This is a genomic window from Roseateles sp. (assembly GCF_052436255.1).
Taxonomy (GTDB): domain Bacteria; phylum Pseudomonadota; class Gammaproteobacteria; order Burkholderiales; family Burkholderiaceae_C; genus Pelomonas.
In genome coordinates, this window is sequence record NZ_JBQVNP010000022.1 from 1 (window position 1) to 25,559 (window position 25,559).

The following is a 25,559-nucleotide window of genomic DNA, read 5'->3' on the forward strand; positions in this document are numbered from 1 at the left end:
ATGCGCCAGCCGCCGAACATCGTGCCCAGGCCGATGGCGAGATAGCAGGACACGATGACCCAGTATGGCGGCGCAGACTCGCCGGCGCCCATCATGCCGGCGGCAATCAACAGCATCCAGATCAGGCCGATGGTCTTCTGAGCGTCGTTGCCCCCGTGGCCGAGGCTGTAGAGGCCCGCTGAAACGAGCTGCAGCCGCCGGAACCAGCGGTCGATGCGTATGGGCGACTTGCGCCGACAGATCCAGCCAACGACGACCATCAACAGTGAGCCCAGCAAGAAACCCAACAGTGGCGAAACGAGGATGAAGGCGACCGTCTTCCAGATGCCGCCAGCGATCAGCGCCTGCGGCCCGGCTTTGGCGATGACCGCACCGACGATGCCGCCGATCAGGGCGTGCGAGGAGCTCGACGGGATGCCCCACCACCAGGTGATGACGTTCCAGACGATGGCTCCGATCAGCGCGCCGAAGACCACGTGGTGATCCACGATGCCCGGCTCGACGATGCCCTTGCCGATGGTGGCAGCCACCTTCAACTGGAAGAAGGCAATGGCCAGGACGTTGAAGAAGGCCGCGAACAGCACGGCCTGCTGGGGTTTCAGCACGCCGGTGGAAACGACGGTGGCGATCGAATTGGCCGCGTCGTGGAAGCCGTTCATGAAGTCGAACACCAGGGCCAGCACGACGAGCAGGGCCACCACCCAGAAGGCGATCTCAGCGGATGCCATCTAACCGCCTGATCAAGAGTTCTCGAGGACGATGCCCTCGATCAGATTGGCCACGTCTTCGCAGCGGTCGGAGATGGACTCCAACTGTTCATAGATCGCCTTGAGCTTGATCAGCTCACGCACGTCCGGCTCTTCGCGGAACAGGCGCGACATCGCCGAGCGCATCACGCGGTCAGCGTCAGACTCCAGGCGGTCGATCTCTTCGCAGGTCTTCAAAGCGGCCTCGGTGGTCGCCGGCTTGCTCAGATTGGGCAGCAGCGTCACGGCGTGCTGCACACGCTCGCAGCAACGCACGGACAGCGTCGCCAGCTGCAGCACCTGTTCGGGCACGGTGCGCACGTCGTAGAGCGACAGGGTCTCGGACGAGTCCTGCAGCAGGTCCAGGATGTCATCCATCGCATTGATCAGGCCGTGGATCTGCTCGCGATCGATGGGCGTGATGAAGGTTCGGTGCAGCAAGCGGTTGACTTCTGCGGTGATCCGGTCCGCTGCATGTTCGGCCTTGTCGACTTCGTCCGCGTACTGCTGACGCAGCGTCGGGTCGGCATAGTTCTCGATCATCTTGAGAAAGGCACGCGCACCCTGCGCGATGAACCCGCCGTGCTCATTGAAAAGCTCAAAAAAATTGCCCTCGCGGGGCAGCAGCTTGCCAAACAGCATGGCGATCCTTGTATTTCTGGAAGGCGCGCAGTTTAGCGGGCGCTGTCACACAACCGTCATCAAGCAGACCGGAAGATGAAGTAGACAGCGCCCAGCAGGCACAGCCCCGCCCACAGGAAATCGAGCTTCAGCGGCTCGCCCATGTAGTACAGACTGAAAGGCACGAAGATGGCCAGCGTGATCACTTCCTGGGTGATCTTGAGCTGTGCCAGCGAAAACCCGGCGCCGTGACCGATGCGGTTGGCGGGCACCTGCAGCAGGTACTCGAACAAGGCGATGCCCCAACTGATGAGAGCCGCGATCCACCAGGGTTTGGCGGCCAGCCCTTTCAGGTGCCCGTACCAGGCGAACGTCATGAAGACGTTGGACAGCATCAGCAGACCCGCGGTCTGCCAGCCGGCAAGGGTCGAGAACATCGAAGTCTCCTGCGGTCAGATCGGGATGCGGCCGCTGCGCTCGATGCGCTGTTCCTGCCAGCCCTGTCCTGTCGCCAGCGGCGCCAACTCCGGTGCGATCTCCAGCAGCGGACGCAGCACGAAGGCGCGCTCGCCGAGCCGCGGATGGGGCAGCGTCAGGCGTGGCGTGTCCAGCAAGGCGTCGCCATGGAGCAGCAGGTCCAGGTCAAGCGTGCGTGGCGCGTTGCGGTAGGGGCGCTCGCGGCCGTGGGCATGCTCGATAGCCTGCAGCGCATCAAGCAGATCAATGGGCGACAGCGTTGTGTCCAGCGCAGCAACGGCGTTCAGGAAGTCCGGGCCACCGGCATTCACCGGCGCGCTGCGCCAGGCGCTCGACAACGCCACGAGCTGCGTTCCCGGCAACGCGGACAGCGACCGGGCCGCCCGCGTCAGCGTGGCGGTCAGATCGGCACCAAGGTTGGCGCCCAGGCCGACATAGGCGCGTGAACTCACTCGGCGGCTGGCGCGGGCGCTGCGGCGCCATCGCCACCGCCTGGCTGGCGGCGGCCACGGCGGCGCTTCCTGGCAGGCGCGTCGACGTCCGAACCCGCCGCGCTGTTTTGCGTGCTTTCGCTGGCAGGCTTGTCGGCGCGCGGCGCGCGCACGACGCGCGGCTGCTTCTGCTGGGCCGTGCGGGCGTCGGCGAGCAGCGCCTGGCGGTCGTCATCGCTGCCGAGCGCGAAGTCTTCCCACCAGTCGGCCAGCGCCGGGTCGATCTCGCCGACGTCGGCACGCAGGCGCAGGAAATCGAAGCCGGCGCGGTAGCGCGGCTGCTCAATCAGGCTGTAGACGCCAGAGCCGGTGCGGCGCTCGAAGCGGGTCTGCATCATCCAGATCTCACGCATGTCCGCGGCCAACTTGCCGCGGCCGGAGATATCGCCGATGCGGGCGTCGAAGACGGCATCGATGGCCTGGGCCAGTGCCGGTACGGGCGGTTCGCCGCCAGCGCGGATTTTCGTCCAACGGTCCAGCACTTCATGCCAGAGCATGCAGGCGAGCATGAAGCTGGGGCTGACGCCACGGCCTTCCTGCACGCGGCGGTCGGTGTCCTCAAAAGCCTGGCGCACGAAGTCGCCACGCACGCCCTCATACAGGTCGCCGCTGTCCGTCAGCATCGCGTCCAGGACGGCGAAGATGCCGCGGGCCAGGCCAAGCTTCTTCAACTGCGCAATGCTGGCCAGCGAGTGGCCGGTCTGCAGCAGCTTGATCATTTCGTCGAAGAGCCGCGAGGCCGGCACATTGGCCAGCAGCGCCGACGAAGCCTTGACGGGCGCCAGTGTCCTGGGCTCCAGCGTGAAGCCCAGCTTGGCCGCAAAGCGCACCGCGCGGATGATGCGGACGGGGTCTTCGCGATAGCGCGTCTCGGGGTCGCCGATCATGCGCAGCAGCTTGGCCTTGGCATCGGCCAGGCCACCGTGGTAGTCGACGACGAGTCGACGCACCGGGTCGTAGTACAGGGCGTTGACGGTGAAGTCGCGACGCGCGGCGTCTTCGATCTGCGGGCCCCAGACGTTGTCGCGCAGCACGCGTCCACTGGCGTCCACCGCATGCGACTTGCCTTCGAGCTCGCTCTTGGCGGTCTTCTCGTTGCCGCCGACGGCGTCGGACTCGGTGGGCAGCGCACGGAAGGTCGAGACCTCGATGACCTCATGCTCGCGGCCACGACCGTAGACGACGTGGACGATGCGAAAGCGTCGGCCGATGATGAAGGCGCGCCGGAACAGGCCCTTGACCTGCTCCGGCGTTGCATTCGTCGCGACGTCGAAGTCCTTGGGGCGCACGTTGAGCAGCAGGTCGCGCACCGCACCGCCGACGATATAGGCCTCGAAGCCCGCATCCGTCAGCGTCTTGACCACCTTGACCGCGCGCTCGTCGAGCAGGTCGGGGTTGATGCCGTGCACATCCGCCTCGACCTCGACACGCTTGCCGAGCGGGTTGGCCTTCTTGGCAGCCGCGGGCGTGGACTTGCTGAACAGCTTGTCGATGAACTTCTTGATCATGCGAAGAGTTGGAACTGGGGCCAGCCGCGTTCGGCGGCGATTTGAGCGAGTGCCGGGCTGGGATTGGTCGCCACCGGGTGGCTGACGCGTTCAAGCAGGGGCAGGTCGTTGGTCGAGTCGCTGTAGAAGGTCACGCGCTCGAATCCCTGCCATTGTGCCTCCAGGCCCTGTAGCCAGTCCTGCACCCGCGCGATCTTGCCCTCGCGGAAGCTCGGCACACCTTGGATGGCGCCGGTGTAGTGCCCGTCGGGGTCGCGCTCAAGTTGCACGGCGATCAGGTGCTCGATACCGAAGGCCGCCGCGATGGGCGCGGTGACGAACTCGTTGGTTGCGGTGACCAGGGCGATCAAGTCCCCCGCAGCGCGGTGTTGCTCCACCAGCGCGACCGCTTCGGGGCGCAACGCTGGCTTCATCACCTCGTTCATGAAGCGCTCCCGCATCGCATGCGCCTCGGCCAGCGGCCGCGACCGCCAGGCCGAGGTGGCGAAATCGACATAGGCCGGCAGGTCCAGCGTGCCGGCGTTGTATTGGGCGAAGAACTCATCATTCCGGGCGCCCCAGACGGCGCCATCCACCCAACCCACGTCGACCATGAAGGCGCCGAAGGCGTGATCCGAATCGACCGGGATCAAGGTTCCGTCCAAGTCAAACAGCGTGAGGTTCATAAGGCGGGGTCGGCGTCGGTTTTTTCATCGGCGAGCATGGCCTTCAGCAACGGCAGCGTCAGCGCGCGTTTGCTGACCAGTGCGAATTCGTCCAGGCGTTCAAGCAGCTTCATCAGTCCCTTCAGATTGCGCTCGAAGCGCGTCAGCAGAAAGGACAGCACATCCTCGCTCAGCAGCAGGCCGCGGCGGTCGGCTTCACGGCGCAGCGCGGCGCGCATTTCGGCCTCGCGCAGCGGGTGGAGCGCAAAGCTCGGCCCCCAACCCAGGCGCGTGCGCAGGTCCTCACGCACACCCAGGTCGACGGCGGGCACGTCAGCCGTCGCAACGACGGTATAGCCCTGCCCTGCCGAGGCGACAAAGAGGCCGAAGGCCGCATGCTGCTGGCCGGCATCGAAGCGCTGGCTATCGTCCAGCAGCAACAGACTCTCATGGGCCGGCAACTCCCAGGGCAGGGCCGTGTCGGCGTCATACCAGGCCACGCGCTGACCCGCAGCCTGCCACCGTTGGGCAAGCGCCTGCAACAGATGGGTCTTGCCGGACCCGGTCGGGCCCCACAGCAGCACGGGTGGGTCACCCGGCACCAGGCCGAGCAGATAGGCCAGGACCTCAGCGTTGGCGCCGGGTAGAAAGTTGTCGAAACTGAGTGCTGGCGGGGCCAGCAGGGCAAGTGGTATCTGTCTCATGATCGTTCGACCTCTCACTGCGGCGGCGGAGAGCGCTGCCCGCGCAGCACGGCCAGGCGGTCGCGCAATTGGGCGCGGTCGGGCGCGTCGGGGTGTTGAGCGAGGTAGAAGGCCAGGTCTTCGGCGGCGGCGGCAGGCGCGCCGACAGCCTCTAGCATCAGGCCGCGATCACGCCGCTCGGCCGCATCGTTGGGCAACAGCACGACGAGGCGCCGCTGCACGGCCAGCAGACGCGGCCAGTCGCCAGCCGCACGGTAAACCTCCTTCAGGTTGCGCAGCATGCGGGCCAGGATCTGGCGCGGGGTCGCGGCACGCAGGAAGAACTCCAGCGGCAGGTCCAGGTCTTGTGGCAAGTCACTGCCATGGCGGTAGACCGCCAGGCGCTCATCGAGTCGCGCCGCGGAGAGCTGCTGGCCGGTGAATGGGTCGATGACGACCTCGCCCAGCCCGATCCTGCACTTGACAAGGAAATGGCCCGGGAAGGCCACGCCGGCAGCGCGCAACCCGGCCTGCTCGGCCAGCTCGAGCAGCAGCACGGCCAGCGTGATGGGGATGCCCCGCCGCATTTCCAGCACGCGGTGCACGAAGCTGTTTTCCGCCGCGTAGTAGTTGTTCAGATTGCCCGCGAACCCCAGCTCGCCATGGAAAAAGCGCGTCAGCAGCCGCAGCCGCTCGGCCGGTGCGGTCTCCGGCGCGATGCGCTCACGCAGCCGTGCGGCGAGCCGGTCGACCTGGGACAGCACGGCTTGCACATCCAGTTGCGGATCCTCGTCCTGCGCCAGGCTGACGGCGGCCTCAAGCAGGTTCAAGCCCTCATCCTGCGCCACCAGCGTGGCGAAATGGTCGAGCGGCGTCGGTTGGCTGAACTTCATGTCAGCTGGGTCGCCCAAGCGCCTTGGGCCGCATGCCGACAAGCAGAAGCACGCCGAAATACAAGACGGCGCTGCCAGCCAGGCTGGCCGCCATGACAAGGGCCCTCTCGATTTCGTTCACGCCGAGCGCGATCCAGTCGAGTCGAGCCGCCAGTTGCCATTGCAGCAAGCCCATCGCCGCCGACCCGAGCAGGACCCGTACGCCGAAGGCCAGCCAGCCCGGTGAAGGACGATAGCTGCCGAGCCGCATCAAGCCCCACAGCAACCAGCCGGCGTTGACCAGCGCGCCAACGCCGATGGACAAGGCCAGCCCGGCGACGCCGATCCAGGGCACGAACACGATGTTGAGGGCCTGTGTCAGCAGCAGCACGGCGATGGCGATCTTGGCCGGCGTGCCGGTGTCCTGGCGCGCGTAGAAGCCCGGCGCCAGCACCTTGATGGCGATCAGGCCGAGCAGGCCGATGCCCCAGCCCATGACCGATTGCGCGGTGTTCACCACATCGGACGACAAGAACTTGCCGCGGTGATAGAGCACCGCCGTCAGCGGCTCGGCGAACACCAGCAGTGCCACGGCGCAGGGCAGCGCCAGCAGCATCACCATGCGCAGTCCCCAATCCAGCAGATGGCTGTAGCGCTCGGTCTGCCCTCCCGCCTGGGCGGCGGACAGCTGGGGGGTCAGCACGGCGGCCAGCGCCACGCCCAGCAGGCCGATCGGAAATTCCATCAAACGGTCGGCGTAGTTCAACCAGGAGGTCGCACCCTCGCCCAGATGGCTGGAGATCTGCGTGTTGATCATCAAGGACAACTGCGAGACGCCGACGCCGAGCAACGCCGGGCCCATGCCGCGGATGACGCGGCCGACGCCAGGATTGGCGCGCGACTCCTTAAAGCCGCCCCAGCTCAGGCGCATGCGCGGCATGGCGCCGACGGCGCGCAGCGCCGGCCACTGCACCAGCAACTGCAGCACACCGCCCAGCATCACGCCAACGGCCATCGCATAGATGCCCGGATAGCCGGCGCGCTCCAGCGGCGCAGCCAGCGACCAGCCGACGGCGATCACGCTGAGGTTGAGAAGCACTGGCGTGGCGGCCGGCACCACGAAACGCTTCCACGTGTTCAGGATGCCGGCCGACAGCGCCACCAGCGACATGCAGCCGATGTAGGGGAACATCACTCGCGTCATGACAACCGAGGCGTCGAATGCCTCGCCGGGCAGACCCGAGCCGAGCAGCAAGACCAGCAGCGGTGCAGCGATGATGCCGGTCACCGATGTCATGACCAATGCCCACAACAGCACCGTGGCGACTGCATCGATGAGTCGGCGCGTTGCCGCCTCGCCTTCGCTCGCTCTCGTGGCGGCCAGCAGCGGGACGAAGGCCTGAGAAAAAGCGCCCTCGGCAAACAGCCGGCGCAGCAGGTTAGGAACCCGGAACGCGACGAGAAACGCGTCGGTCATTGCCGTGGCGCCAAACAGGCCGGCCACCATGGTTTCGCGGACAAGGCCGGTGATGCGCGAGGTCAGGGTCAGCAGGGATATGGTCGACGCAGCGCGCAGCAGATTCATGGCGGGGGATTATCTGTGTCGTGAATCGCAATCCGTCAGATACTCCGCCCAGCCGCTTGGCTTCACCTGGGATTCCGGGCTATACTCGCTGTCTTTGCACCAACTGGGTATAGATACAGCATGGCAACCAGCTCCAAAGCCAAGAAGAAAACGGTTCGCCTGGCATCGGGCCTCAAGCGCGCCCGCCAGGACGTCAAGCTCAACGCCGCCAACACGGCGCTGCGTTCGCAATTCCGAACCGTTGTCAAGAACGTGCAAAAGGCTGTGCTCGCGGGCGACAAGTCCAAGGCTGCTGATCTTTTCAAGAATGCCCAGGCCGTGATCGATTCGGTCGCCGACAAGGGCATCTTCCACAAGAACAAGGCCGCTCGCCACAAGAGCCGCCTGTCCGCCAAGATCAAGGCGCTCGCCGCCTGATAGAAAAATCCAGCTCTGGTGCAAGCAGAAGGCCCGCGCAAGCGGGCCTTCTGCATTTGTATTTGCGCAGCCCGAGCCGCTCCCAAGCCGGCCCGCCATGGCGAAGCGCTTGCGGCCGGCCGGCCGGCCAACACTCTAGTGCCACTCGCCCGGCTCCACACCCTGGATGCTGCGGTCACGCAGCCATTCCGCCACGGCGCGGGCCACCCACAGCGGGTCGTCAAGCGGCAAATCGTGACCCGCCTTGGTGTGCAAGCGCAGCGGTGCCCCCCATGCACGGCTGATTGCCTGCGAACAACGCCAGTCGACCAGGCTGTCGGCCTTGCTGCACAGCAGCAGCATCGGCGCTGCCGGTCGCGTGCGGCTGGCGCGGTAGCGCACGCTGGCCAGCAACTGGCGCGCCGTATTGCGCACGCCCAGCGGGTGCAGGCGCTGCAGTTCCACCCAACGCTCGATGACTGCCTGCGTGGGCGTCAACCGCGTCGTCAGGCTGAGCACGCGCTCCTCGCGCAGGCGGGCGCTGAAGCGGCTCAGCGACAGCAGTGCCAGTTCCAGAAAATTGAGCGGCCGTGGCTTACGGAAGAGTTCACTGAACGGCCGCAAGCTCGGATTGATGAGCACTCCCGCCACCACCTCATCCGGATAACGGTTGGCCCAGTCGCTCAGTACGGCGGCGCCAAGCGACATGCCGATCAGGGACACCGCCCCCGTCACCCTGCGGCGCTGCAGTTCGGCGCGGCAGGCATCGACGATGGCCGACACCTGCGTCGGGCTGGCCTGGCGACGCAAAGTGCCGGTGCCAGGCAGATCCAGCATCAGCAGTTGGGAGCCGGGTTGCTGGGCACGCAGTTCCCGCAATAGATGCTCCGGGAAGACGCCCCAGTGACCGCTCTCTCGTGACAGGCCGCGAAGCAGCACCCAGACCGACCCTTGCGCACTGGGCCGCTCGGTGTGGGCCGATGTCGGCACGGCGAGGACCGGACTGGCGAGGGGAGCGGCGTTGAGGTCTATCGGCATGTTTCGAAACGTTGCCGATGAGGATAACGGTCACCCACGGCGGTCAGCCCTGGGAATGTCGCTAACCCACCTCAAACGACCGGCTTGCCGTCTGGACCATCGGGCAGCAGGCAGGCCTCAGCGACCTGCAGATTGTTGTCGCGGGCGAAGTTCATCACGAAGTCCCAGGCCATCGGCTCAAGGCGCTTGAGGTCTTCGTTGACGACGACGCACTTCACGCCGTTGATGACGGTCGGCACGCATAGCGGCGAGTAGCCGATGAAGGAGCCGATGCCGCCACGCGTGCCACCCGGGCGGAAGCAGGACATCGCGCCGGCCAGCCGCTCGGCCCAGTCGCTCGGGCGGAAGGTCTTTCCATCCAGGGTCACACCTTGGATAAAGACTTCGCGCGGCGGGGGGGCAACGGTCATGGACGGGGGCTGTACGGCACAGCGGGGCGCCGCTGCCAAAGACCGCTATTGTGCCTCGGCACCGGCTCATCTGCTGCGGCGCAGCAAATGCTGCGGTGCCCGACTCTAGAATCAAAAGCCCACTTTTCCTCAACCTTTTCGGAGACCCGATGAACGCCGACCCCCTTCCGTCCGACGCCCACGTGATGCCGACCTACGGCCGCCTGCCCGTTGCGCTTTCGCACGGCCAGGGCTGCTGGGTCTGGGACACGGACGGCCGACGACTGCTGGACGGGCTGGCTGGCATCGCGGTCAACACGCTGGGGCACAACCATCCGCGCCTCGTGCCGGCGCTGCAGGAGCAGATCGCCAGGCTGATCCACACCAGCAACTACTACCAGTCGCCACTGCAGGCCCGACTGGCCACCAAGCTCTGCGAGATTTCGGAGCTGGAGAACGTCTTCTTCTGCAACAGCGGACTGGAAGCCAACGAGGCGGCCTTGAAGATCGCCCGCAAATTCGGCCACGACCGCGGCAACACAGCGCCCGAGATCCTCGTCTTCGAAGGCGCCTTCCACGGCCGCTCCATCGCCACGCTGTCGGCCACCGCCAATCCCAAGATCCAGGCCGGCTTCGGGCCGCTGGTGCCGGGCTTCGTGCGCGTGCCGCTGAACGATGTCGCGGCGGTAGAAGCCGCCATCGCAGCACACCCCAACGTCACGGCCATTTTCCTGGAGACCATCCAGGGCGAAGGCGGCATCAACCCTGCGCGTGTCGAGTTCCTGCAAGCGCTGCGCCGCGTCTGTGATGCACACGACCTGCTGCTTATGCTCGACGAGGTGCAATGCGGCATCGGCCGCACCGGCAAGTGGTTCGCGCACCAGTGGGCGGGCATCAAGCCCGATGTCATGCCGCTGGCCAAGGGCCTGGGCTCGGGCGTGCCCATCGGTGCCGTCGTCTGCGGCCCGCGCGCGGCTGGCGTGCTCAAGGCGGGCAACCACGGCACGACCTTCGGCGGCAACCCGCTGGCCATGCGCGCCGGCATCGAGACGCTGACCATCATGGAAGAAGATGGCCTTCTGGCCAATGCCGAATCCGTCGGCGCGACGCTGCGCAACGCCTTGGCGCAAGGCCTGGCCGACGAGCCGGGCCTGGTCGAGATCCGCGGCCAGGGCCTGATGCTCGGCATCGAGCTGGACCGTCCGGCCGGCGTGCTGCTGACGCAGTGCCTGGACGCCGGCCTGCTCATCAGCGTGACCGCCGACCGCGTGGTGCGCCTGCTGCCGCCGCTGATCCTCACGCATGACGAAGCGCGTGAGATCGCCGCCCGCCTGGTGCCCCTGATCAAGGCGCTGCTCTCGCAACCCAAGCCATGAAGCCGGGGGACACATTGATGCGCCATTACCTGCAGTTCAAGGACTTCCGCGCCGAGGAATACGCCCACCTGTTCGAACGCGCCGCCATCATCAAGCGCCGCTTCAAGAACTACGAGAAGTACCAGCCCCTGCAAGACCGCACGCTGGCCATGATCTTCGAGAAGGCCAGCACGCGCACCCGCGTCAGTTTCGAGGCCGGCATGTACCAGATGGGCGGCTCGGTCGTGCACCTGACGACCGGCGACAGCCAGCTCGGCCGTGCCGAGCCGGTGGAGGACTCGGCACGCGTCATCAGCCGCATGGTCGACATCGACATGATCCGCACCTACGAGCAGAGCAAGATCGAAGCCTTCGCGGCGCACTCGCGCGTGCCGGTCATCAACGGCCTGACCAACGAATACCACCCGTGCCAGATCCTGGCCGACCTGTTCACCTTCATCGAGGTTCGCGGCATGGACCGGCGCGGCGCCATCGACATGGACTGCCTCAAGGGCCGTGTGGTGGCCTGGGTGGGTGACGGCAACAACATGGCCAACACCTGGCTGCAGGCGGCCGAGATCCTCGGCTTCACGGTGCATGTCAGCACGCCCAGTGGCTACGAGGTCGACCCGGTGGTGGCCGGCGTCAAAAACGCCGGCTGCTACAAGGTCTTCAAGGACCCGCGCGAGGCCTGCGTTGGCGCCGACCTCGTCACCACCGACGTGTGGACCAGCATGGGCTACGAGGCCGAGAACGAAGCCCGCAAGGCGGCGTTCAACGACTGGTGCGTGGACCGTGACATGATGGCCCGCGCCAAGCCAGACGCCCTCTTCATGCACTGCCTGCCCGCCCATCGCGGCGAGGAGGTGGCGGCGGACGTGATCGACGGGCCGCAGTCGGTTGTCTGGGACGAAGCCGAAAATCGCATGCACGTGCAAAAGGCACTCATGGAGTACCTGCTGCTCGGCCGCATCGGCTGAAGCGGGCCGGTTTCACGTTGTCGGTCCGGCGTCAGTCCAGCGTGGCAAGCTGCGGCCCATGCGCTGGGCTCTCATCACCGACATTCATGCCAACCGGCAGGCCTTCGAGGCCGTGCTGGCCGACGCCCGCGCCCAGGGCGCCACGCGCTATGCGCTGCTGGGCGATTTTGTCGGCTACGGCGCGGACCCCGCCTGGGTGCTGGACCAAGTCGTGGCCCTCGTCACCGACGGCGCCATCGCCGTGCTGGGCAACCATGACGAAGCCGTCGCCCGCGGCAGCATGCCCGGCATGCACCCCGACGCGCGCGCCGTCGTCGACTGGACCCGCGCGCAGCTCGACGAAGATCATCTGCGCTTCCTGTCACGGCTGCCGCTGCAAGCCCATGGCGAGCCGGGCCATTGCCTGTTCGTGCATGCCAATGCGTTCGAGCCCAACGGCTGGGAATATGTTCAAGGCCGCGCCGAGGCGGTCAAAAGCCTCAACGCCAGCGCGGCGCGCATCCAGGTCTGCGGCCATATGCACGAGCCGATGCTTTTCCACCTGTCAGGCACCGGCAAGGCGGGCGACTTCCGACCCGTGGCCGGCGTGCCCATGCCGCTGCCGGCCCATCGCCAGTGGCTGGCCATTCCCGGCTCCTGCGGCCAGCCCCGCGACGGGAACCCGGCGGCCTGCTATGCCTTGCTGGACCCGGGCAAGTCGGACCTGGACGATGCCCGCATGACCTTCCAGCGCGTCGCCTATGACGTCGAAGCGGCCTGCGCCGCGCTGCGGGCGACCGATCTGCCGCCGCTGATCGCCGAGCGCCTGGTGCGCCGCCTCACCCTGGGCGAGTGATGACCACCAATCCGCCCTTGGCAGCCCAGCACGCGCCGTTGCAAGTCGGCCAAGTGTTGGACGGCTTCCGCCTGGAAGCGCGGCTGCATCAGGGTGGCATGGCCAACCTGTGGCGGGTCAGTCGCGTGGATGGCGCGCACGACGACGGCGTCGAGCTGTTGATGAAGGTGCCGCGCATCAAGGGCGGCGAGGACCCGGCCACCATCGTCGGCTTCGAGGTCGAGCAGATGCTGATGCCCCAGCTCAGCGGCCCGCATGTGCCGCGCTTCATCGCCCGCGGCGACTGGACGCGCCAGGCCTTCATCGTCATGGAGCACATTCCCGGTGAGACGCTGCGCCCGCGCCTGGACGACGCGCCGCTGCCGCCCGAGGAGGTCGCCGACATCGGCGCCCGGGTCGCCACCGCGCTGGCCGCCCTGCACCGCCAGCATGTCGTGCACCTGGACATCAAGCCCAGCAACATCATGTTCCGACCCGACGGCACCGCCGTGCTGGTCGACTTCGGCCTCAGCCGCCACGAGCAGCTGCCCGACCTGCTGGAAGAAGAGTTCACGCTGCCGATGGGCACGGGGCCCTACATGAGCCCGGAGCAGGTGCAGTTCGTGCGCAACGACCCGCGCAGCGACCTGTTCGCGCTCGGCGTCATGCTCTACCACCTGGCCACCGGCGAGCGACCGTTCGGCCAGCCCGAGTCGGTGCGCGGCCTGCGCCGTCGCCTCTTCATCGAACCGGTGCCGCCGCGTGCCATCCGCCCCGACCTGCCGCCCTGGCTGCAGGAAATCATCCTGCACTGCCTGGAGGTCAGCCCCCAGCGCCGTTACCAAAGCGCCGCCCAGCTGGCCCTGGACCTGCGGGAGCCGGCCAGCGTGCCGCTGACGGCACGCGCCGTGAAGCTGAACACCAGTTCCGCCCTGCTCAGGCTCAAGCGCTGGTTTCTCGCGCTGGGCGCCGAGGCGCCGCCCGCGCCGCCGGCCGGCCAGCAGCTGGCGCGCAGCCCCATCGTCATGGCTGCGGTGGACGTCGACAACGCTACATCTGAGCTGCTCGCCCAGCTCTGCGAGACAGTGCGTCGGATCGTGCAGACCGAGACCGGCGCACGCCTGGCCTGCGTATCCGTCATGCGCGTCAACCGCATCGGCATCGACGAGTTGACCGACAAGCACGGCCAGAGCCTGCACGTGAAGCAGCTCATCGCGCTCAAGCACTGGGCACGACCCATCAGCAAGGCGCTGGACCTGGCGGACGGGCGGCTGACCTTCCATGTGCTGGAAGCACCCGACCCGGCCGGCGCCCTCATCGATTTCGCCCAACGCAACGGCGTGGACCACATCGTCATGGGTGCCCGCGGCACCTCGGCGCTGCGACGCTACCTGGGCAGCGTGTCGGGCCAGGTGGTGGCCGAGTCCGAATGCACGGTCACCGTCGTGCGTGAACCTGCCGCGTCTTGAGCCGCCATGGCGGCTGAAACGCGCTGCAACGCCGCCCCTTGAAACCCTGCGAGCAGCTCCTAAGTCGGCACAGATGCCCGCAGCGGCTGGCTTTGCAGCCGGCCCGGCATCGCAACTTGAAAGGAGGCTTGCATGTACTCGTCGCTTTGGACCTTTCCGTCCAGCTTCTTCTCCGACTTCGACCGCCTGCACCGCGAGTTCGATGAGCACTTCGGCGCGGTCGGCGCGCCGTCGAGCATCCGCTCGGTGGCGCCCGGCGCCTTTCCTGCCATCAATGTGGGCAACACGCCCGAAAGCGTGGAGATCTACGCCTTCGCGCCCGGCCTTGACGCCACCAAGCTCGACGTGACCGTCGACCGTGGGGTGCTGAGCATCGCGGGCGAGCGCGCCGCCGCGGCGCAGGACGACGGCGCCCGCACCTATAGCCGCGAGCGCTTCAGCGGCAGCTTCCGCCGCGCCATCAGCCTGCCCGACGATGCCGACGCCGCCCAGGTCAAGGCCAGCTACCGCGACGGCATCCTGCGCATCAGCGTCGCCCGCCAGGCCAGTGCCCAGCCGCGCCGCATTGCCATCCAGTAAGCCCAACCGAAAAGGAGCCCGATCATGAGCACCAACGCTGTTCAAACCGACAACGGCCGCGGCCGCGCGCCGGCGCGCAACGGCGCTGATGGCGAAAGCCAGCGCGCCATGACCCCGCGCGTGGATGTCAGCGAGGACGACACCGGCCTCACGCTGCTGGCCGACCTGCCCGGCGTGGCGCGCGAGCAGTTGGAGCTGCGCGTCGAAGCCGACACGCTGCATATTGAAGGCGCCGTCGACGCTGCGGCACCCGGTGGCCTGGAGGCCGTCTACGCCGAAGTGCGCCTGCCGCGCTATCGGCGCAGCTTCACGCTCAGCCGCGAGCTTGATCCGTCGCGCATCGAAGCGCAGCTGAAGGACGGCGTGCTGAAGCTGCGCATTCCCAAGCAGGCGCACGCCCAGCCTCGGCGGATCGAGATCGCGGCAGGTTGAGGCGACGGCAGGACCTGGCCTGACACACGCCGTTCGGCGCGCCAGCCAAGCTCAGAGCCCGGGATAGCTGGCGTCAGCCGCTGGCGCCACGCGCTGCCTGCGAGCCGCGACGATCTGCGTCTTGACCGTCACCGCGTTGGCGCCCGCTGCCAGTAGAACCGCTGTCGCCGCGCCTTCGACAAGCTGGTCGGGGTGCCAGATGCGCACCCGCGCCTGCCCTTCCGGAAGCGCCTGCAGCAGCACCTTGCCATCAATGCCGCCGAGCTTGGCCCAGGGCGTGTCCGACACGTAGACATGGCCGCGCATCGAGCTGTGGATGTGGCAGGCCAGCAGATAGGGGCCCGGCTGGCTCAGCACCTTGCTGTCGCTGGCTGGGGCCTTGCCCGCCAGGCGCCCTGCCAGGCGGAACTGCGTGTTGAGCCCTGGGTCCACGTACACGCCGCCGGGGCCCATCACCCCGAGGATGACGTGGTGGTCCCAGGTATCGAGGTTGTTGAAGCTGACCCTGGCGTTCAGCCCGACGACGGTGACGGCGGGGATGAAGCGCAGCTTCTCCTGGCTGACGTTGGCCTCCATCGTGGGGGCGGGCCGGGGTCCCGTCACGCTGCTGTCGACCAGCACGACGGCATCGGCCAGCGGCTTGCCGTTGCGGTCCAGCACGGTCACCGTCAGGTCGGCAGCCTGGGAGGCCGCGGCCGCAAGCATCAGGGCGGAGATGAAAAATGCGCGCATGGTGGACAGCAAAGCGGAGGGCCGCCCAGTGTCACCCCTGCCTACACTGCCACGATGAGTGACAACCCCTGCCTGAGCTGCGGCGCCTGCTGCGCCAGCTTCCGCGTCGACTTCGACCGCAGCGAGCTGGACAGCGAAGGTGGCCGCGTACCTGACGGCCTGGCGACGGAACTGACGGGCCGCATGGTGCGCATGCGCGGCACCGACCACGCGCAGCCGCGTTGCGCGGCGCTCAGTGGCCAGGTGGGTGTCAAGGCGAGTTGCGGCATCCACGAATGGCGCCCGTCGCCCTGTCGGGAGTTCGGCGAACGCGCGCCCATGGGCATTGGCGACGACGCCTGCGCGCGGGCGCGAGCCCGGCACGGTCTCGCACCCATTTGATCGGTACGCCTGAGGCTTGGTCTCAGGAACCGGTCTGCCGCAGCGGGGTGCGCTGGCGCTGCTGGTCGCGCACCTCGTTGAGCCAGGCCAGCTTGGCGCCATAGACCTCGCGGTCCTTGGTGGTGGCGCTGTTCTCGAGCGCCTTGGCGATTTCGCCGCGCGCGCCCGACAGGTCACCCAGACCGTAGTTGGCCAGGCCCAGCCAGAAGTGGAACTCGGGCACATAGGCGGCGCGGGCCAGTTCCTTGCGGAAGAGCTGGCGCGCCGTCGAATACTCGCCCGCCTTCATGGCCGCCACGCCTTCGTCGAAGAACTTGTAGGGCGGCACCGGCTGGATTTGCGCGAGCTGGTTGGCATAGACCTGCGCCTCCTCACGCCGGCCCGTGTCGCTGAGCACGAGCACGAGGTTGGACATGGCCTGCAGGTTCAGCGGCTCGCGCTCCAGCACCAGGCGAAGCGTCGACTCGGCCTTGTCCGACAGTCCCTTGCGGCGGTAGAGCACGGCCAGCGTGTTGTAGGCGGACAGCCAACGCGAGTCGGTGTTGATGGCCTCGCGGGCCCACCAATAGGCGTCGTCGAGGCGGTTCACCGTCAGCGCCTCGGCGGCGCGGTTGTTGAGGTACATCGCGAGGATGGTGGACTCCTCGACCGGCCGGCTGCGTTGGCGGCGGATCTGCTCGGGCGGCAGGAAGTCGATGGTCAGCAGTTCGGGCTCGCCGAAGACTGTCACCCGGTTGGAGGGAAGCGCCTGCGCCAGGCTGATGTTGACGTGGCCGGCGACAAAGAAGATGCCGTTAGAGCGGCTCCAGTTCTCTTCGAGGTAGACGCTGTTGAAGCGCACCGCCAGGTTCAGGTGACGGGCGAAGGCGGCCGTCATCAGCACCAGCGACATGCAGTTGCCGCGCCTGGCGTCAAACGCCTCGGCCGCCGTGCGGGTGACCTCGGCGTCGTAGTCGAGCTGCAGGCGGCCCTTGGTGTAGAGCGCATCGAGGAGGCCGTCGCGCATGCCCTTGCCGCGGATCTCGCTGGCCATCGTGGTCTCGGCAAACTGCCGCATGGCCGGGCTCAGCGTGAGCGCCGCCTGGGCGTCGATGGGCACGCTCGGCGGCTTGAACGCCGCATCCAGGAAGACATGTTTGTAAGGTGGCGCGACGGGTTGCACGGCACAGCCGACCAGCCCGGCGAGCGCAAGCACGGCAAACAGGACGCGTAGGTTTTTCATGTCAGTCTCCTGACACAAGCTTAGTCCTGGCGGGCACCGCTGTCTTGAGTCATCCAGCACGGTTTTGCCAGGTCGTGCGGTGTTGCGAAGGGCTGCCGCCCTGCATCCGGAGCAAGAAGCAAAACTACAACCTACGCTTCACAACACCAAAAAAGTCTCGAATATCGGGACAAAAAGCACGCAAGCCGGCACACAACCTCCGGGATTCCACCAACTATCTGATGTAGTTTTACTTCAATAGCATCCGAGAACTTTCAAGGAGTGCTCGGACATGAAGGCATGGGCAGACGGTTTCGCGCGGCAGGCGCGGAGGGTGGTTGGCGCAGTGGCGCTCGGCCTGTGCGGGCTGATTGCGGCCTGCGGCGGCGGTGCCGAACCAGCATTGCAGGCGCCGACCAGCAGCATCGGTGCGGCCACCGCAGCGGTCGACGACAGCGTCGAGCTGCTGACCGGGGTGCCGGTTGGCGTTGCCGCGCCACGCGCCAGGATCGCCGCCGTGGCCTCGCCCGGCGCGCCGGCCACGTCGCTGCGCGTGCACTACCGCCGCGCCGACGGCAACCACGCCGGCTGGCAGATCCACACCTGGAACGCCGCGCAAAGTCCGAACTGGAACGGGGGCTGGAACGCCGCCGGCAGCGACGACTTCGGCGTCTACTACGACGTGCCGCTGGCCGCGACCAGCGGCACGGTCGGCTTCCTGCTGCATAACCAGGACAACAAGGACAACGGTGGCGCCGACCAGAGCTATGTGCTGCAGGCCGGTGCCAACGAGATCTGGCGCCTGGAGGGGGACAGCACCAACTATCAACAAAACCCGCTGCTGCTGCCGGCGCCCGACATCAAGGTCGTGCGCGTGCACTACAAGCGCTTCGACAGCGGCTACAACGCCTGGGGCCTGCACCTGTGGAACGGCAGCGGCCTGGACGTGGCCGCGCTGCCGGCCGGCATGCAGATCGACAGCTGGGGCCAGCCGGTGCCGCTGAGCGCCATGCCGGGTTACGCCGCCGCCAATGGCGAGGTGGTGTTCGACATCCCCGTGCTGAACCCGCAGGGCGACGTCAACCGCAAGGGCCTGGAATTCATCATCCACGGCATGCCGCCCAACGAGAACGACAAGGACGGCCGCGACAACAACATCCGCGTCGAGTTCGCCGCATTGACGATCCAGAACCAGGTCGGCCATGTGTGGCTGGTCGAGCGTGACGCCACCGTCTACACCGCGCCGCCCGACCTGCGCCAGGTCTCCAGCACCGACGCCCGCGCCGTGTGGCTGAACAAGAGCCTGGTCAAGTGGCCGCGCATGGCGGCGGTCGCCAGCGTGCGCCTCTACCACTCGGCCACCGGCCAGATCAGCGTCGCCCCGGACGCGCCCGTGCAGGGCGCCGATGGCTACATCACGCTCGACGCCTTCACCGGCAGCGTGCCGGCCGCCGATGCACTGCGCTTCAAGTACGTCGCCAGCGGCGCCGTCTTCAGCGTGCGCGCCGCCGATATCGCCCGCCTGCCCGCCTTGCACCAGCAGCAGCTCGTGCTGGTCCAGGAAGACGCCGGCGGCAAGGTGCAGAACGCCACGACCGCGCAGATCGCCGGCGCGCTGGACGACCTCTTCGCCGCCGCCAACAACGTGCCCGACCTGGGCGCCACAGCCAGGAACGGCAGCACCAGCTTCAAGCTCTGGGCGCCGACCGCGCAGAATGTCGCCCTGGTGCTGACCACGGCCCTGGGCAACTCACCACTGACCCGCACCACCACCGAGCCGATGACGCGCGACGCCGCCACCGGCGTGTGGAGCCTGACCAAGCAGGGTCACTTGCAGGGTGCGATCTACCGCTACCAGGTGCAAGTCTTCGTGCGCGGCGTGGGCCTGGTGAAGAACCTCGTGACCGACCCTTATTCCCTGGGCCTGACGATGGGCGGCCAGCAGAGCGTCGTCATGGACCTGCAGTCCCAGGCGACCAAGCCCAATGGCTGGGACCAGGGCGCGCCACCCGCCACGGTGACCGCACCGTCGGACCTGAGCATCTACGAGCTGCATGTCCGCGACTTCTCGATCAATGACGCCACCGTGCCTGCGGCACGGCGCGGCAAATACCTCGCGTTCACCGAGAGCAACTCCAACGGCATGAAGCATCTCGCTGCGCTGGCCGCCGCCGGCCTGACCGACGTGCACCTGCTGCCCGTGTTCGACATCGCCAGCGTCAACGAGAAAAGCTGCGTCACGCCCGCCCCCAGCGGCGCGCCGGACGCCGAGTCGCAGCAGGCCGCCGTCGCCTCCACGGCCGGCACGGACTGCTTCAACTGGGGCTACGACCCCCACCACTTCACGACGCCCGACGGCGCCTATGCCAGCACCGCGGCCAACCCGCTGGCCCGCGTGGTCGAGTTCCGCCAGATGGTGCAGGGCCTGAACGCGGCCGGCCTGCGCGTCGGCATGGACGTGGTCTACAACCACACCACCTCCTCCGGCCAGAACGCCACCTCGGTGCTCGACAAGGTCGTGCCGGGCTACTACTTCCGCTACAACGCCACCGGCGGCATCGAGCGCTCAACCTGCTGCGAGAACACCGCATCAGAGAACCTGATGATGGCCAAGCTGATGATCGACTCGGCCGTCACCTGGGTGCGCGACTACCGCATCAGCTCGCTGCGCTTCGACATCATGGGCCACCACCCACGCTCGGTCATCGAGGCGCTGAAGGCGCGCGTCGAAGCCGCCGCCGGCCGCACGGTGCAGATCGTCGGCGAGGGCTGGAACTTCGGCGAGGTGGCCAATGGCGCCCGCTTCGTGCAGGCCGAGATGCTGTCGCTGAACGGCTCCGGCATCGGCAGCTTCAACCCGCTGATCCGCGATGCGGTGCGCGGTGGCGGCTGCTGCGATGCGGGCAATGCCTTGGTGGCCAACCAGGGCTATGTCAACGGCTTCTTCTACGACTCCAACGGCGCCAACAACAGCCAGAGCCGCGGCGAGTTGATGTGGTTTGCCGACCGCATCAAGGCGTCGCTGGCGGGCTCCATCCGCAGCTTTCAGATGCAAACGAGCTGGGACGCGACATTGCGCCTGGACCAGATCGACGTCGGCGGCATCCCGGCCGGCTGGGTGCTGGAGCCGGGCGAGGTCGTCAACTACGTGGAGAACCACGACAACCTGACCCTGTTCGACAACAACGCGTTCCGCCTGCCCACCAACACCAGCAAGGAAGACCGTGCCCGCGTGCAGATCCTGGCCAATGCCATCAATGCCTTCAGCCAGGGCGTGGCCTACTTCCATGCCGGGGGCGAGGCGCTGCGCAGCAAGTCGCTGGACAGGAACAGCTACGACAGCGGCGACTGGTTCAACCGCCTGGACTGGACCTTCCAGGACAACAACTTCGGCGTCGGCCTGCCGCCCGCGCGCGACAACGCCGACAACTGGAGCCTGGCCCGCCCGCTGCTGGCCAACGCGCTGATCAAGCCGCATGCCAACGACATCGCCTGGACGCGCGACGCCTTCCGCGACTTGCTCAGGATCCGCAACAGCACGACGCTGCTGCGCCTGCGCACGGCCGCCGACATCAAGGCGCGGCTGAGCTTCCTCAACACCGGCTCCAGTCAGGAACCAACCGTGCTGATCGGCCGCCTCAACGGCGTCGGCTATCCCGGCGCCAACTTCAGCGAGCTGGTCTATCTGATCAACGTCGACAAGACCGCCAAGACCCTGACCCTGCCCGCCCTGGCCGGCCGTGCGTTGGCCCTGCATCCGGTGCACACCGCCGCGACCGCGGCCGACAAGCGCGCCGCCCAGGCCAGCTTCAACGGCGCGACCGGCAGCTTCAACGTGCCGGCCCGCACCGCCGTCGTCTTCGTCGCCCCGTGAAAGCCCTCCCCATGAAGCAGCTCCACCACCTCGCCGCCGCGGCCGCACTCGCTGTGGCTGGTTTGGCGGGCTTTGCCGCCAATGCCGCCAACGCCGCCACCGTCGTCGTCGACGTCAGCGGCGCACAAAGCATCAACCTGCCGGACGAGGCCGGCAACACGGTCTGGCTCATCGACGTCGGCGCGGGCACCATGCTGAATTCGCTGAACTGGGCCGTCACGCTGAACGCTCTCGCCCCCAGCAGCCTGTCGGACATGCAGGTCAGCTTCGGCAGCGCCAGCGGCCCTGCCTTCACCTTCGCCCCCGACGCCCTCGACGGCTTCAGTGACAGCGGCAGCTATGCCGGCTCCCTGGACCTGACCGGCCTGGGCATTGCCGCAGGCGCCGACGGCAAGTTGCGCATCGAGTTCAGCGAGGGCTTCAAGGACTTCGGCCTCAACGTGGCCGAAGGACAGTGGCTGTCCGGCAGCCTCAGCTTTGACGTCACGCCGGTGCCGGAGCCCGCCGGCCTCGGCCTGGCGCTGGCAGGCCTGGCCCTCGTCGGCGCCGCAGCACGCCGCGCACGCCGTCACTGAGGCCAGCTCAGCCTTGCGGCCCTGCTGGCGCCAGTGGGGAATCGCGTGCGACCCACCTCCCAGTTGCAAATCGCCACTCGACGACATCTGCAAGAAGACAGACATCTAGGTGCACAAACCGGCAAGCGTCGTGGAGAGCGATCCGCTGCAGCTCAATGCGCCAAGCGGCGCCGGCGTCCATCCAGCCACAGGGCCAGCCCACCGACGGCCATCATCAGCACTGATGCAGGTTCAGGGACCGGCGCCGCAGGCGCCATCACGAAACCGTTGGTGGCGAAGCCATAGGCCGGACCGCGGACTTCCACGCGATCAAACGCCTGGGTCGACTGCGCCGCCACGAAGGTGACGCCGGTGTTGCCTTGCCAGCCCGCCACGCCGCCTGCCGACAGGCTGCCCAGTAGCGTGTCGCCATCGAACAGCGAGACCGTGATGGCGTAACCGCCCGTGATGTTGCCGATGGCCCCGATGCCGAAGGCACCAAGCGGCGCGCCGAAGTCCAGCCGCAGTCCTTCGATGCCGCTGGCAAACAGCAGGTGGTCGCCCCACCAGAAGCCGGGACCGTAGTTGGCGGGTGAACTGCGCACCAGGCGCGCGTCGCCGCCGTCGTAGAGCGCACTGGCCAGGAAGCTGACGCCGCCCACCTGCCCGGTGAACGAGGTGTAGGCCCCAGGGGCGAGTGCCGAGAAATCGTAAGTGCCGCCTGTGAGCGCACCGTTAGGCACGCTGCTCACGGTGGCATGCGCCCGAGGGCCCAGCAGGGCTGCGGCGGTGAGAAGGCAGGCTGCCGCCGGCAGCAGGCGGGCTCGGCAGGCAGGAACAGTGCGCAAATAAACGGTCATGAGGGTCTCACGGAAAAGTGGATGACCCTTTCTGACGCAGGAGCGGCTGGCGATCCGGCTCATTCGACGCCCCCGCATTCGCGGGGCCGTCCCGACGTCAGTCCTGGACGAAGACGACAGCGCTGCGCGCGGGCACCTCGAAGCGCCCCTTCCACGCGCGCGCCTCGCGCCGCACGCGGGCATCGGCGCCCTGACGCTGCACCGGGTGTAGTACCCAGCGCGCGCCGGCTTCCTCCGGTAGCGCCAACGTCTGGGCCGTGGGCGCGGCGTTCATCAAGGTCATCATGGCCTTGAAGCCTGCACCGGGCAGGCCGGCGCCGTCGATGCGCGTCGCGATCAGCACCGGGTTCTGGCCCGCGCCGCCGCCGGGAAAACTGACGCGCTTGCGGATCTCGGCCGCGCTGGTCAGCCGCAGCAGCAGCGTGCCGGCGCGAATCCTGAGCAGATCGCGGAACACATCGCGCGCCCAGGCGATCTCGGCCGGGCGGGGTGCGATCGACGCATCGACCAGACGCTCGCGGGCCAGCGCCCAGTCGCGCCCATCCTTGCCGAAGTTGTCCTGCCTGGGTGGCAGGCCGGTGCCGAAGTGGTTGGTCTGGTAGGTCCAGTCCAGCCGGTTGAACCAGTCGCCACTGTCGTAGCTGTTGCGATCCATGCTCTTGCTGCGCAGGATGTCCTGGCCGGCATGGAAATAGGCGATGCCCTGGCTGAAGGCGACGAGCGCGGCACCCAGCATCTGCACGCGGGCGCGGTCCTCGCGGCTGCTCGCCAGCGGCAGCTTTAGCGCATTGACGTCGAACAGCGTCTGGTTGTCGTGGTTCTCGACATAGTTGACGACCTCGCCGGGCTCCGACGCGAAGCCGGCCGGCTGGTCACCGTAGGGGATGGCGTCCAACCGCTTCTTCTCGCCGCGCCAGGTCGTCAGCTCGTAGCTGCGCAGCGAGCCGGCCAGGCCGACGCGGATCATGTCGGCGGCGGTCAGCAGTTCCTCCCGGCTCGCGTTGGCGAGCGCATTCGGCGCGTAGACCAGGCCGTTGAGCCAGCCCTGGCGGCGCACGCTGTCGTCGCCGCCCTCACCGGCGCTGCCGCCGCGCGCGGCGTCGCGGCCGCGGTCGCTGAAGGACCCGATGCCGCTGCCGTTCAACGACAGTTGCGAGGCCTGCACGAAGCGCGCGCCATTGGCCACTTCGCCGAAGTTCCAGCCCTCGCCCAGCAGCTGCACAGGCCGGCCGGCTTCGGCGTCCACGCGCTTTTGCAGCCGCTGCATCGCGTCGCGCGGCTGGTGGCCCATCAGGTCGAAGCGCATCGAGTCGATCTTGTATTCGCGCACCCACAGGGCTGCCGAATCGATCATCAGCTTGGCCATCATGCGGTGCTCGGTGGCCGTGTTGTCGCAGCAGGTCGAGCGCTCGACCTCGCCCTTGGCATTGAGGCGGTGGTAGTAGCCCGGCACCAGGCGGTCCAGTACCGATTTCGGATGCTGGCCGGCGGCGGTCATGTGGTTGTAGACCATGTCCATGCCCACGCGCAGCCCGGCCTTGTGCAATGCCATGACCATCTGGCGGAACTCGACGATGCGCTTGAACGGGTCGGTGGGCAAGCTGCTGAAGCTGCCTTCAGGCGCATTGAAGTGCCACGGGTCGTAGCCCCAGTTGAAGCAGTCTTCAGCAGCCACGGCCATGACGGCGGCCTGTTGGGCCTCGCCGTCGGGCGGCGCCTTGGGCACGGCCGGCGTCTTGCAGTCGCGTTCGGGCACGCTGGCCAGGTCGAAGACCGGCAGCAGGTGCACGTCCGTCATGCCGGCTTTGGACAGCGCCTTGAGATGCTTCATGCCGTGGGACGCGGCTTCGGTGAAGGCGAGGTATTTACCGCGCCAGGCCGGACGCACGGTCAGGTCGCCGATGGAGAAGTCGCGCACATGCAGCTCGTAGATGAGCTGGTCGGTCGCTGCCTTGACGCGGTCCGGGCGCTTGGCGGCATCCCAGCCGCGCGGCTTGAGCGCAGCAGATGACAGATCCGCCACGACGCTGCGCTGCGAATCGGCCGTCAGCGCAACGGCATAGGGATCGGTGACGAGGTTGCGCACGCGGCCCTGCGTGGGCGTGACGACGTCGACGAGATAGCGATAGGCCTGGCCGCTCAGGTCGCCGGGCAACTCGGCACGCCAGACGCCGGTGGCGGCGTCAAGGCGCATCGCGTCAGCGGCGATGGCGGGCGACTCCACGCCGGCGTAGCGACACAGCAGCAGGCGCTGCGCCGTCGGCGCCCAGACGGCGAAGCGCGTGCTTGACTTGCCCGGATGGGCGCCGAGATCGCCGACGCCTTCGGCCGCTGCATAGAGATCGTCCAGCGCGCCGGGAAGCTGCAGGCCCGTGGCCGCGATGACGCGGCCATCCGCGGCCTCATGCACCAGCAGCAGCTGTTCGCGCAGCAGCGCGGCCACGTCCGTCGCCGCGGGCAGCGCCAAGCGCGGCCCGTCGCCGATGAAGCGGAACTGCGTCGGCAGCGCCGCCCCGCTCGGCGCGAGGTCGATTACGCCCTCGGCACCGGCCACCAATTCGCCGGGCCCCGCCCGCAGCCCCGCCGCCCGGGCGCGGTGCAAACGCACGCGCTCGCCCGCCTGCAGCTTCAAGCCCGGCCACTGCACAGTGCGCGCATCCAGCCAATAAGCCTCGGCGAGTGCCTTGGCCGCGGCCGCGGGTACCGGCACTTCCGCATCGCAGGCCTGCAGGTCATCGGCGTGCGCCGCAGCGGCCATCAGGCTCAGGGCCAGCAGCGCTAAGAGTGTGGAACGGGTTGGCATCGCAGGCCTCCTATTGTTGCTCCGAAGATAGTAGCAAAACTACATCCATTGGAAATCACCGTGGTTGCCTCTGCA

General features: G+C 67.6%; 25 protein-coding genes. 10 read left to right on the plus strand and 15 right to left on the minus strand.

Annotated elements, in window-relative coordinates; all coding sequences use genetic code 11:
* From ACT6S0_RS07630 to murJ, 9 genes are all read right to left on the minus strand, one after another.
* The coding region (locus tag ACT6S0_RS07630; RefSeq protein ID WP_444763298.1) for an anion permease at window positions 1-728 on the minus strand (728 nt) is incomplete at its 3' end.
* A 12-nt stretch (window positions 729-740) separates the two neighbouring features.
* Complete coding sequence (locus ACT6S0_RS07635; protein ID WP_056270746.1) at window positions 741-1,388, minus strand: DUF47 domain-containing protein; 648 nt, start codon at window positions 1,386-1,388, stop codon at window positions 741-743.
* 59 nt (window positions 1,389-1,447) lie between these two features.
* Window positions 1,448-1,804, minus strand: a complete 357-nt coding sequence (locus ACT6S0_RS07640; RefSeq protein WP_444763299.1) for a DMT family protein — start codon at window positions 1,802-1,804, stop codon at window positions 1,448-1,450.
* A 15-nt stretch (window positions 1,805-1,819) separates the two neighbouring features.
* Window positions 1,820-2,296: a 2-amino-4-hydroxy-6-hydroxymethyldihydropteridine diphosphokinase gene (folK, locus tag ACT6S0_RS07645; RefSeq protein ID WP_444763300.1), complete on the minus strand. Its 477-nt coding sequence runs from the start codon at window positions 2,294-2,296 to the stop codon at window positions 1,820-1,822.
* Window positions 2,293-3,843 (minus strand): polynucleotide adenylyltransferase PcnB, encoded by a 1,551-nt coding sequence (gene pcnB / locus ACT6S0_RS07650; protein WP_444763301.1) that lies wholly within the window; start codon window positions 3,841-3,843, stop codon window positions 2,293-2,295. Before pcnB ends, folK begins: the two co-directional genes overlap by 4 nt.
* Window positions 3,840-4,508: an HAD family hydrolase gene (locus ACT6S0_RS07655; protein ID WP_444763302.1), complete on the minus strand. Its 669-nt coding sequence runs from the start codon at window positions 4,506-4,508 to the stop codon at window positions 3,840-3,842. Before ACT6S0_RS07655 ends, pcnB begins: the two co-directional genes overlap by 4 nt.
* Window positions 4,505-5,191 carry an HdaA/DnaA family protein gene (locus tag ACT6S0_RS07660; RefSeq protein WP_444763303.1) on the minus strand — a complete coding sequence of 229 codons (687 nt, stop codon included), beginning with the start codon at window positions 5,189-5,191 and terminating at the stop codon, window positions 4,505-4,507. The genes ACT6S0_RS07655 and ACT6S0_RS07660 overlap by 4 nt, the downstream gene beginning before the upstream one ends.
* A gap of 14 nt (window positions 5,192-5,205) precedes the next feature.
* Complete coding sequence (locus ACT6S0_RS07665; protein WP_444763304.1) at window positions 5,206-6,063, minus strand: SirB1 family protein; 858 nt, start codon at window positions 6,061-6,063, stop codon at window positions 5,206-5,208.
* Between the two features lies 1 nt (window position 6,064).
* Complete coding sequence (gene murJ, locus ACT6S0_RS07670) at window positions 6,065-7,627, minus strand: murein biosynthesis integral membrane protein MurJ (protein ID WP_444763305.1); 1,563 nt, start codon at window positions 7,625-7,627, stop codon at window positions 6,065-6,067.
* A gap of 120 nt (window positions 7,628-7,747) precedes the next feature.
* Here murJ and rpsT point away from each other — a divergent pair, with 120 nt between their 5' ends.
* A complete protein-coding gene (gene rpsT / locus ACT6S0_RS07675) occupies window positions 7,748-8,044 on the plus strand; it encodes a 30S ribosomal protein S20 (RefSeq protein ID WP_444763306.1) in 297 nt (98 codons plus the stop codon).
* A gap of 135 nt (window positions 8,045-8,179) precedes the next feature.
* On the opposite strand, the gene ACT6S0_RS07680 is transcribed toward rpsT, so the two are convergent.
* Together ACT6S0_RS07680 and ACT6S0_RS07685 are read right to left on the minus strand one after the other, a co-directional pair.
* A complete protein-coding gene (locus ACT6S0_RS07680; RefSeq protein ID WP_444763307.1) occupies window positions 8,180-9,061 on the minus strand; it encodes an alpha/beta fold hydrolase in 882 nt (293 codons plus the stop codon).
* Window positions 9,062-9,132: 71 nt separating this feature from the next.
* On the minus strand, window positions 9,133-9,471 hold the full coding sequence (locus ACT6S0_RS07685; protein ID WP_444763308.1) for a DUF3579 domain-containing protein: 339 nt from the start codon (window positions 9,469-9,471) through the stop codon (window positions 9,133-9,135).
* Window positions 9,472-9,620: 149 nt separating this feature from the next.
* Here ACT6S0_RS07685 and ACT6S0_RS07690 point away from each other — a divergent pair, with 149 nt between their 5' ends.
* The 6 genes from ACT6S0_RS07690 to ACT6S0_RS07715 all read left to right on the plus strand — a co-directional run bounded on the left by ACT6S0_RS07690 (window position 9,621) and on the right by ACT6S0_RS07715 (window position 15,079).
* Complete coding sequence (locus tag ACT6S0_RS07690; RefSeq protein ID WP_444763309.1) at window positions 9,621-10,826, plus strand: aspartate aminotransferase family protein; 1,206 nt, start codon at window positions 9,621-9,623, stop codon at window positions 10,824-10,826.
* Entirely contained in the window at window positions 10,823-11,785 is a 963-nt protein-coding gene (argF, locus tag ACT6S0_RS07695; protein ID WP_444763310.1) for an ornithine carbamoyltransferase, read from the plus strand. The genes ACT6S0_RS07690 and argF overlap by 4 nt, the downstream gene beginning before the upstream one ends.
* 58 nt (window positions 11,786-11,843) lie before the next feature.
* Complete coding sequence (locus tag ACT6S0_RS07700; protein ID WP_444763311.1) at window positions 11,844-12,620, plus strand: metallophosphoesterase family protein; 777 nt, start codon at window positions 11,844-11,846, stop codon at window positions 12,618-12,620.
* Window positions 12,620-14,068 carry a protein kinase domain-containing protein gene (locus ACT6S0_RS07705; protein WP_444763312.1) on the plus strand — a complete coding sequence of 483 codons (1,449 nt, stop codon included), beginning with the start codon at window positions 12,620-12,622 and terminating at the stop codon, window positions 14,066-14,068. The genes ACT6S0_RS07700 and ACT6S0_RS07705 overlap by 1 nt, the downstream gene beginning before the upstream one ends.
* Window positions 14,069-14,200: 132 nt before the next feature.
* On the plus strand, window positions 14,201-14,647 hold the full coding sequence (locus ACT6S0_RS07710) for an Hsp20/alpha crystallin family protein (protein ID WP_444763313.1): 447 nt from the start codon (window positions 14,201-14,203) through the stop codon (window positions 14,645-14,647).
* A 24-nt stretch (window positions 14,648-14,671) separates the two neighbouring features.
* Window positions 14,672-15,079 carry an Hsp20/alpha crystallin family protein gene (locus ACT6S0_RS07715; protein ID WP_444763314.1) on the plus strand — a complete coding sequence of 136 codons (408 nt, stop codon included), beginning with the start codon at window positions 14,672-14,674 and terminating at the stop codon, window positions 15,077-15,079.
* A 51-nt stretch (window positions 15,080-15,130) separates the two neighbouring features.
* Here ACT6S0_RS07715 and ACT6S0_RS07720 read toward each other — a convergent pair whose 3' ends face one another.
* Window positions 15,131-15,811: a plastocyanin gene (locus tag ACT6S0_RS07720; RefSeq protein WP_444763315.1), complete on the minus strand. Its 681-nt coding sequence runs from the start codon at window positions 15,809-15,811 to the stop codon at window positions 15,131-15,133.
* Between the two features lie 54 nt (window positions 15,812-15,865).
* Here ACT6S0_RS07720 and ACT6S0_RS07725 point away from each other — a divergent pair, with 54 nt between their 5' ends.
* Window positions 15,866-16,192, plus strand: a complete 327-nt coding sequence (locus tag ACT6S0_RS07725) for a YkgJ family cysteine cluster protein (protein WP_444763316.1) — start codon at window positions 15,866-15,868, stop codon at window positions 16,190-16,192.
* A gap of 22 nt (window positions 16,193-16,214) precedes the next feature.
* Here ACT6S0_RS07725 and ACT6S0_RS07730 read toward each other — a convergent pair whose 3' ends face one another.
* A complete protein-coding gene (locus tag ACT6S0_RS07730) occupies window positions 16,215-17,414 on the minus strand; it encodes a tetratricopeptide repeat protein (protein ID WP_444763317.1) in 1,200 nt (399 codons plus the stop codon).
* A gap of 271 nt (window positions 17,415-17,685) precedes the next feature.
* Here ACT6S0_RS07730 and ACT6S0_RS07735 point away from each other — a divergent pair, with 271 nt between their 5' ends.
* Window positions 17,686-21,267 carry an alpha-1,6-glucosidase domain-containing protein gene (locus ACT6S0_RS07735; protein ID WP_444763318.1) on the plus strand — a complete coding sequence of 1,194 codons (3,582 nt, stop codon included), beginning with the start codon at window positions 17,686-17,688 and terminating at the stop codon, window positions 21,265-21,267.
* A gap of 11 nt (window positions 21,268-21,278) precedes the next feature.
* Window positions 21,279-21,842, plus strand: a complete 564-nt coding sequence (locus tag ACT6S0_RS07740; protein WP_444763319.1) for a PEP-CTERM sorting domain-containing protein — start codon at window positions 21,279-21,281, stop codon at window positions 21,840-21,842.
* Window positions 21,843-21,994: 152 nt separating this feature from the next.
* Here ACT6S0_RS07740 and ACT6S0_RS07745 read toward each other — a convergent pair whose 3' ends face one another.
* Window positions 21,995-22,681: a PEP-CTERM sorting domain-containing protein gene (locus ACT6S0_RS07745; protein ID WP_444763320.1), complete on the minus strand. Its 687-nt coding sequence runs from the start codon at window positions 22,679-22,681 to the stop codon at window positions 21,995-21,997.
* 97 nt (window positions 22,682-22,778) lie between these two features.
* Complete coding sequence (gene pulA, locus ACT6S0_RS07750; RefSeq protein WP_444763321.1) at window positions 22,779-25,484, minus strand: pullulanase-type alpha-1,6-glucosidase; 2,706 nt, start codon at window positions 25,482-25,484, stop codon at window positions 22,779-22,781.
* Window positions 25,485-25,559: the final 75 nt, after the last annotated feature.

Bases quoted from the DNA above. Each gene is read 5' to 3' on its own strand.
- ACT6S0_RS07635 (WP_056270746.1), bottom strand. From the start codon at position 1,388: ATGCTGTTTGGCAAGCTGCTGCCCCGCGAGGGCAATTTTTTTGAGCTT.
- ACT6S0_RS07640 (WP_444763299.1), bottom strand. From the start codon at position 1,804: ATGTTCTCGACCCTTGCCGGCTGGCAGACCGCGGGTCTGCTGATGCTG.
- pcnB (WP_444763301.1), bottom strand. From the start codon at position 3,843: ATGATCAAGAAGTTCATCGACAAGCTGTTCAGCAAGTCCACGCCCGCG.
- ACT6S0_RS07655 (WP_444763302.1), bottom strand. From the start codon at position 4,508: ATGAACCTCACGCTGTTTGACTTGGACGGAACCTTGATCCCGGTCGAT.
- ACT6S0_RS07660 (WP_444763303.1), bottom strand. From the start codon at position 5,191: ATGAGACAGATACCACTTGCCCTGCTGGCCCCGCCAGCACTCAGTTTC.
- ACT6S0_RS07665 (WP_444763304.1), bottom strand. From the start codon at position 6,063: ATGAAGTTCAGCCAACCGACGCCGCTCGACCATTTCGCCACGCTGGTG.
- murJ (WP_444763305.1), bottom strand. From the start codon at position 7,627: ATGAATCTGCTGCGCGCTGCGTCGACCATATCCCTGCTGACCCTGACC.
- rpsT (WP_444763306.1), top strand. From the start codon at position 7,748: ATGGCAACCAGCTCCAAAGCCAAGAAGAAAACGGTTCGCCTGGCATCG.
- ACT6S0_RS07680 (WP_444763307.1), bottom strand. From the start codon at position 9,061: ATGCCGATAGACCTCAACGCCGCTCCCCTCGCCAGTCCGGTCCTCGCC.
- ACT6S0_RS07685 (WP_444763308.1), bottom strand. From the start codon at position 9,471: ATGACCGTTGCCCCCCCGCCGCGCGAAGTCTTTATCCAAGGTGTGACC.
- ACT6S0_RS07690 (WP_444763309.1), top strand. From the start codon at position 9,621: ATGAACGCCGACCCCCTTCCGTCCGACGCCCACGTGATGCCGACCTAC.
- argF (WP_444763310.1), top strand. From the start codon at position 10,823: ATGAAGCCGGGGGACACATTGATGCGCCATTACCTGCAGTTCAAGGAC.
- ACT6S0_RS07700 (WP_444763311.1), top strand. From the start codon at position 11,844: ATGCGCTGGGCTCTCATCACCGACATTCATGCCAACCGGCAGGCCTTC.
- ACT6S0_RS07705 (WP_444763312.1), top strand. From the start codon at position 12,620: ATGACCACCAATCCGCCCTTGGCAGCCCAGCACGCGCCGTTGCAAGTC.
- ACT6S0_RS07710 (WP_444763313.1), top strand. From the start codon at position 14,201: ATGTACTCGTCGCTTTGGACCTTTCCGTCCAGCTTCTTCTCCGACTTC.
- ACT6S0_RS07715 (WP_444763314.1), top strand. From the start codon at position 14,672: ATGAGCACCAACGCTGTTCAAACCGACAACGGCCGCGGCCGCGCGCCG.
- ACT6S0_RS07720 (WP_444763315.1), bottom strand. From the start codon at position 15,811: ATGCGCGCATTTTTCATCTCCGCCCTGATGCTTGCGGCCGCGGCCTCC.
- ACT6S0_RS07725 (WP_444763316.1), top strand. From the start codon at position 15,866: ATGAGTGACAACCCCTGCCTGAGCTGCGGCGCCTGCTGCGCCAGCTTC.
- ACT6S0_RS07730 (WP_444763317.1), bottom strand. From the start codon at position 17,414: ATGAAAAACCTACGCGTCCTGTTTGCCGTGCTTGCGCTCGCCGGGCTG.
- ACT6S0_RS07735 (WP_444763318.1), top strand. From the start codon at position 17,686: ATGAAGGCATGGGCAGACGGTTTCGCGCGGCAGGCGCGGAGGGTGGTT.
- ACT6S0_RS07740 (WP_444763319.1), top strand. From the start codon at position 21,279: ATGAAGCAGCTCCACCACCTCGCCGCCGCGGCCGCACTCGCTGTGGCT.
- ACT6S0_RS07745 (WP_444763320.1), bottom strand. From the start codon at position 22,681: ATGACCGTTTATTTGCGCACTGTTCCTGCCTGCCGAGCCCGCCTGCTG.
- pulA (WP_444763321.1), bottom strand. From the start codon at position 25,484: ATGCCAACCCGTTCCACACTCTTAGCGCTGCTGGCCCTGAGCCTGATG.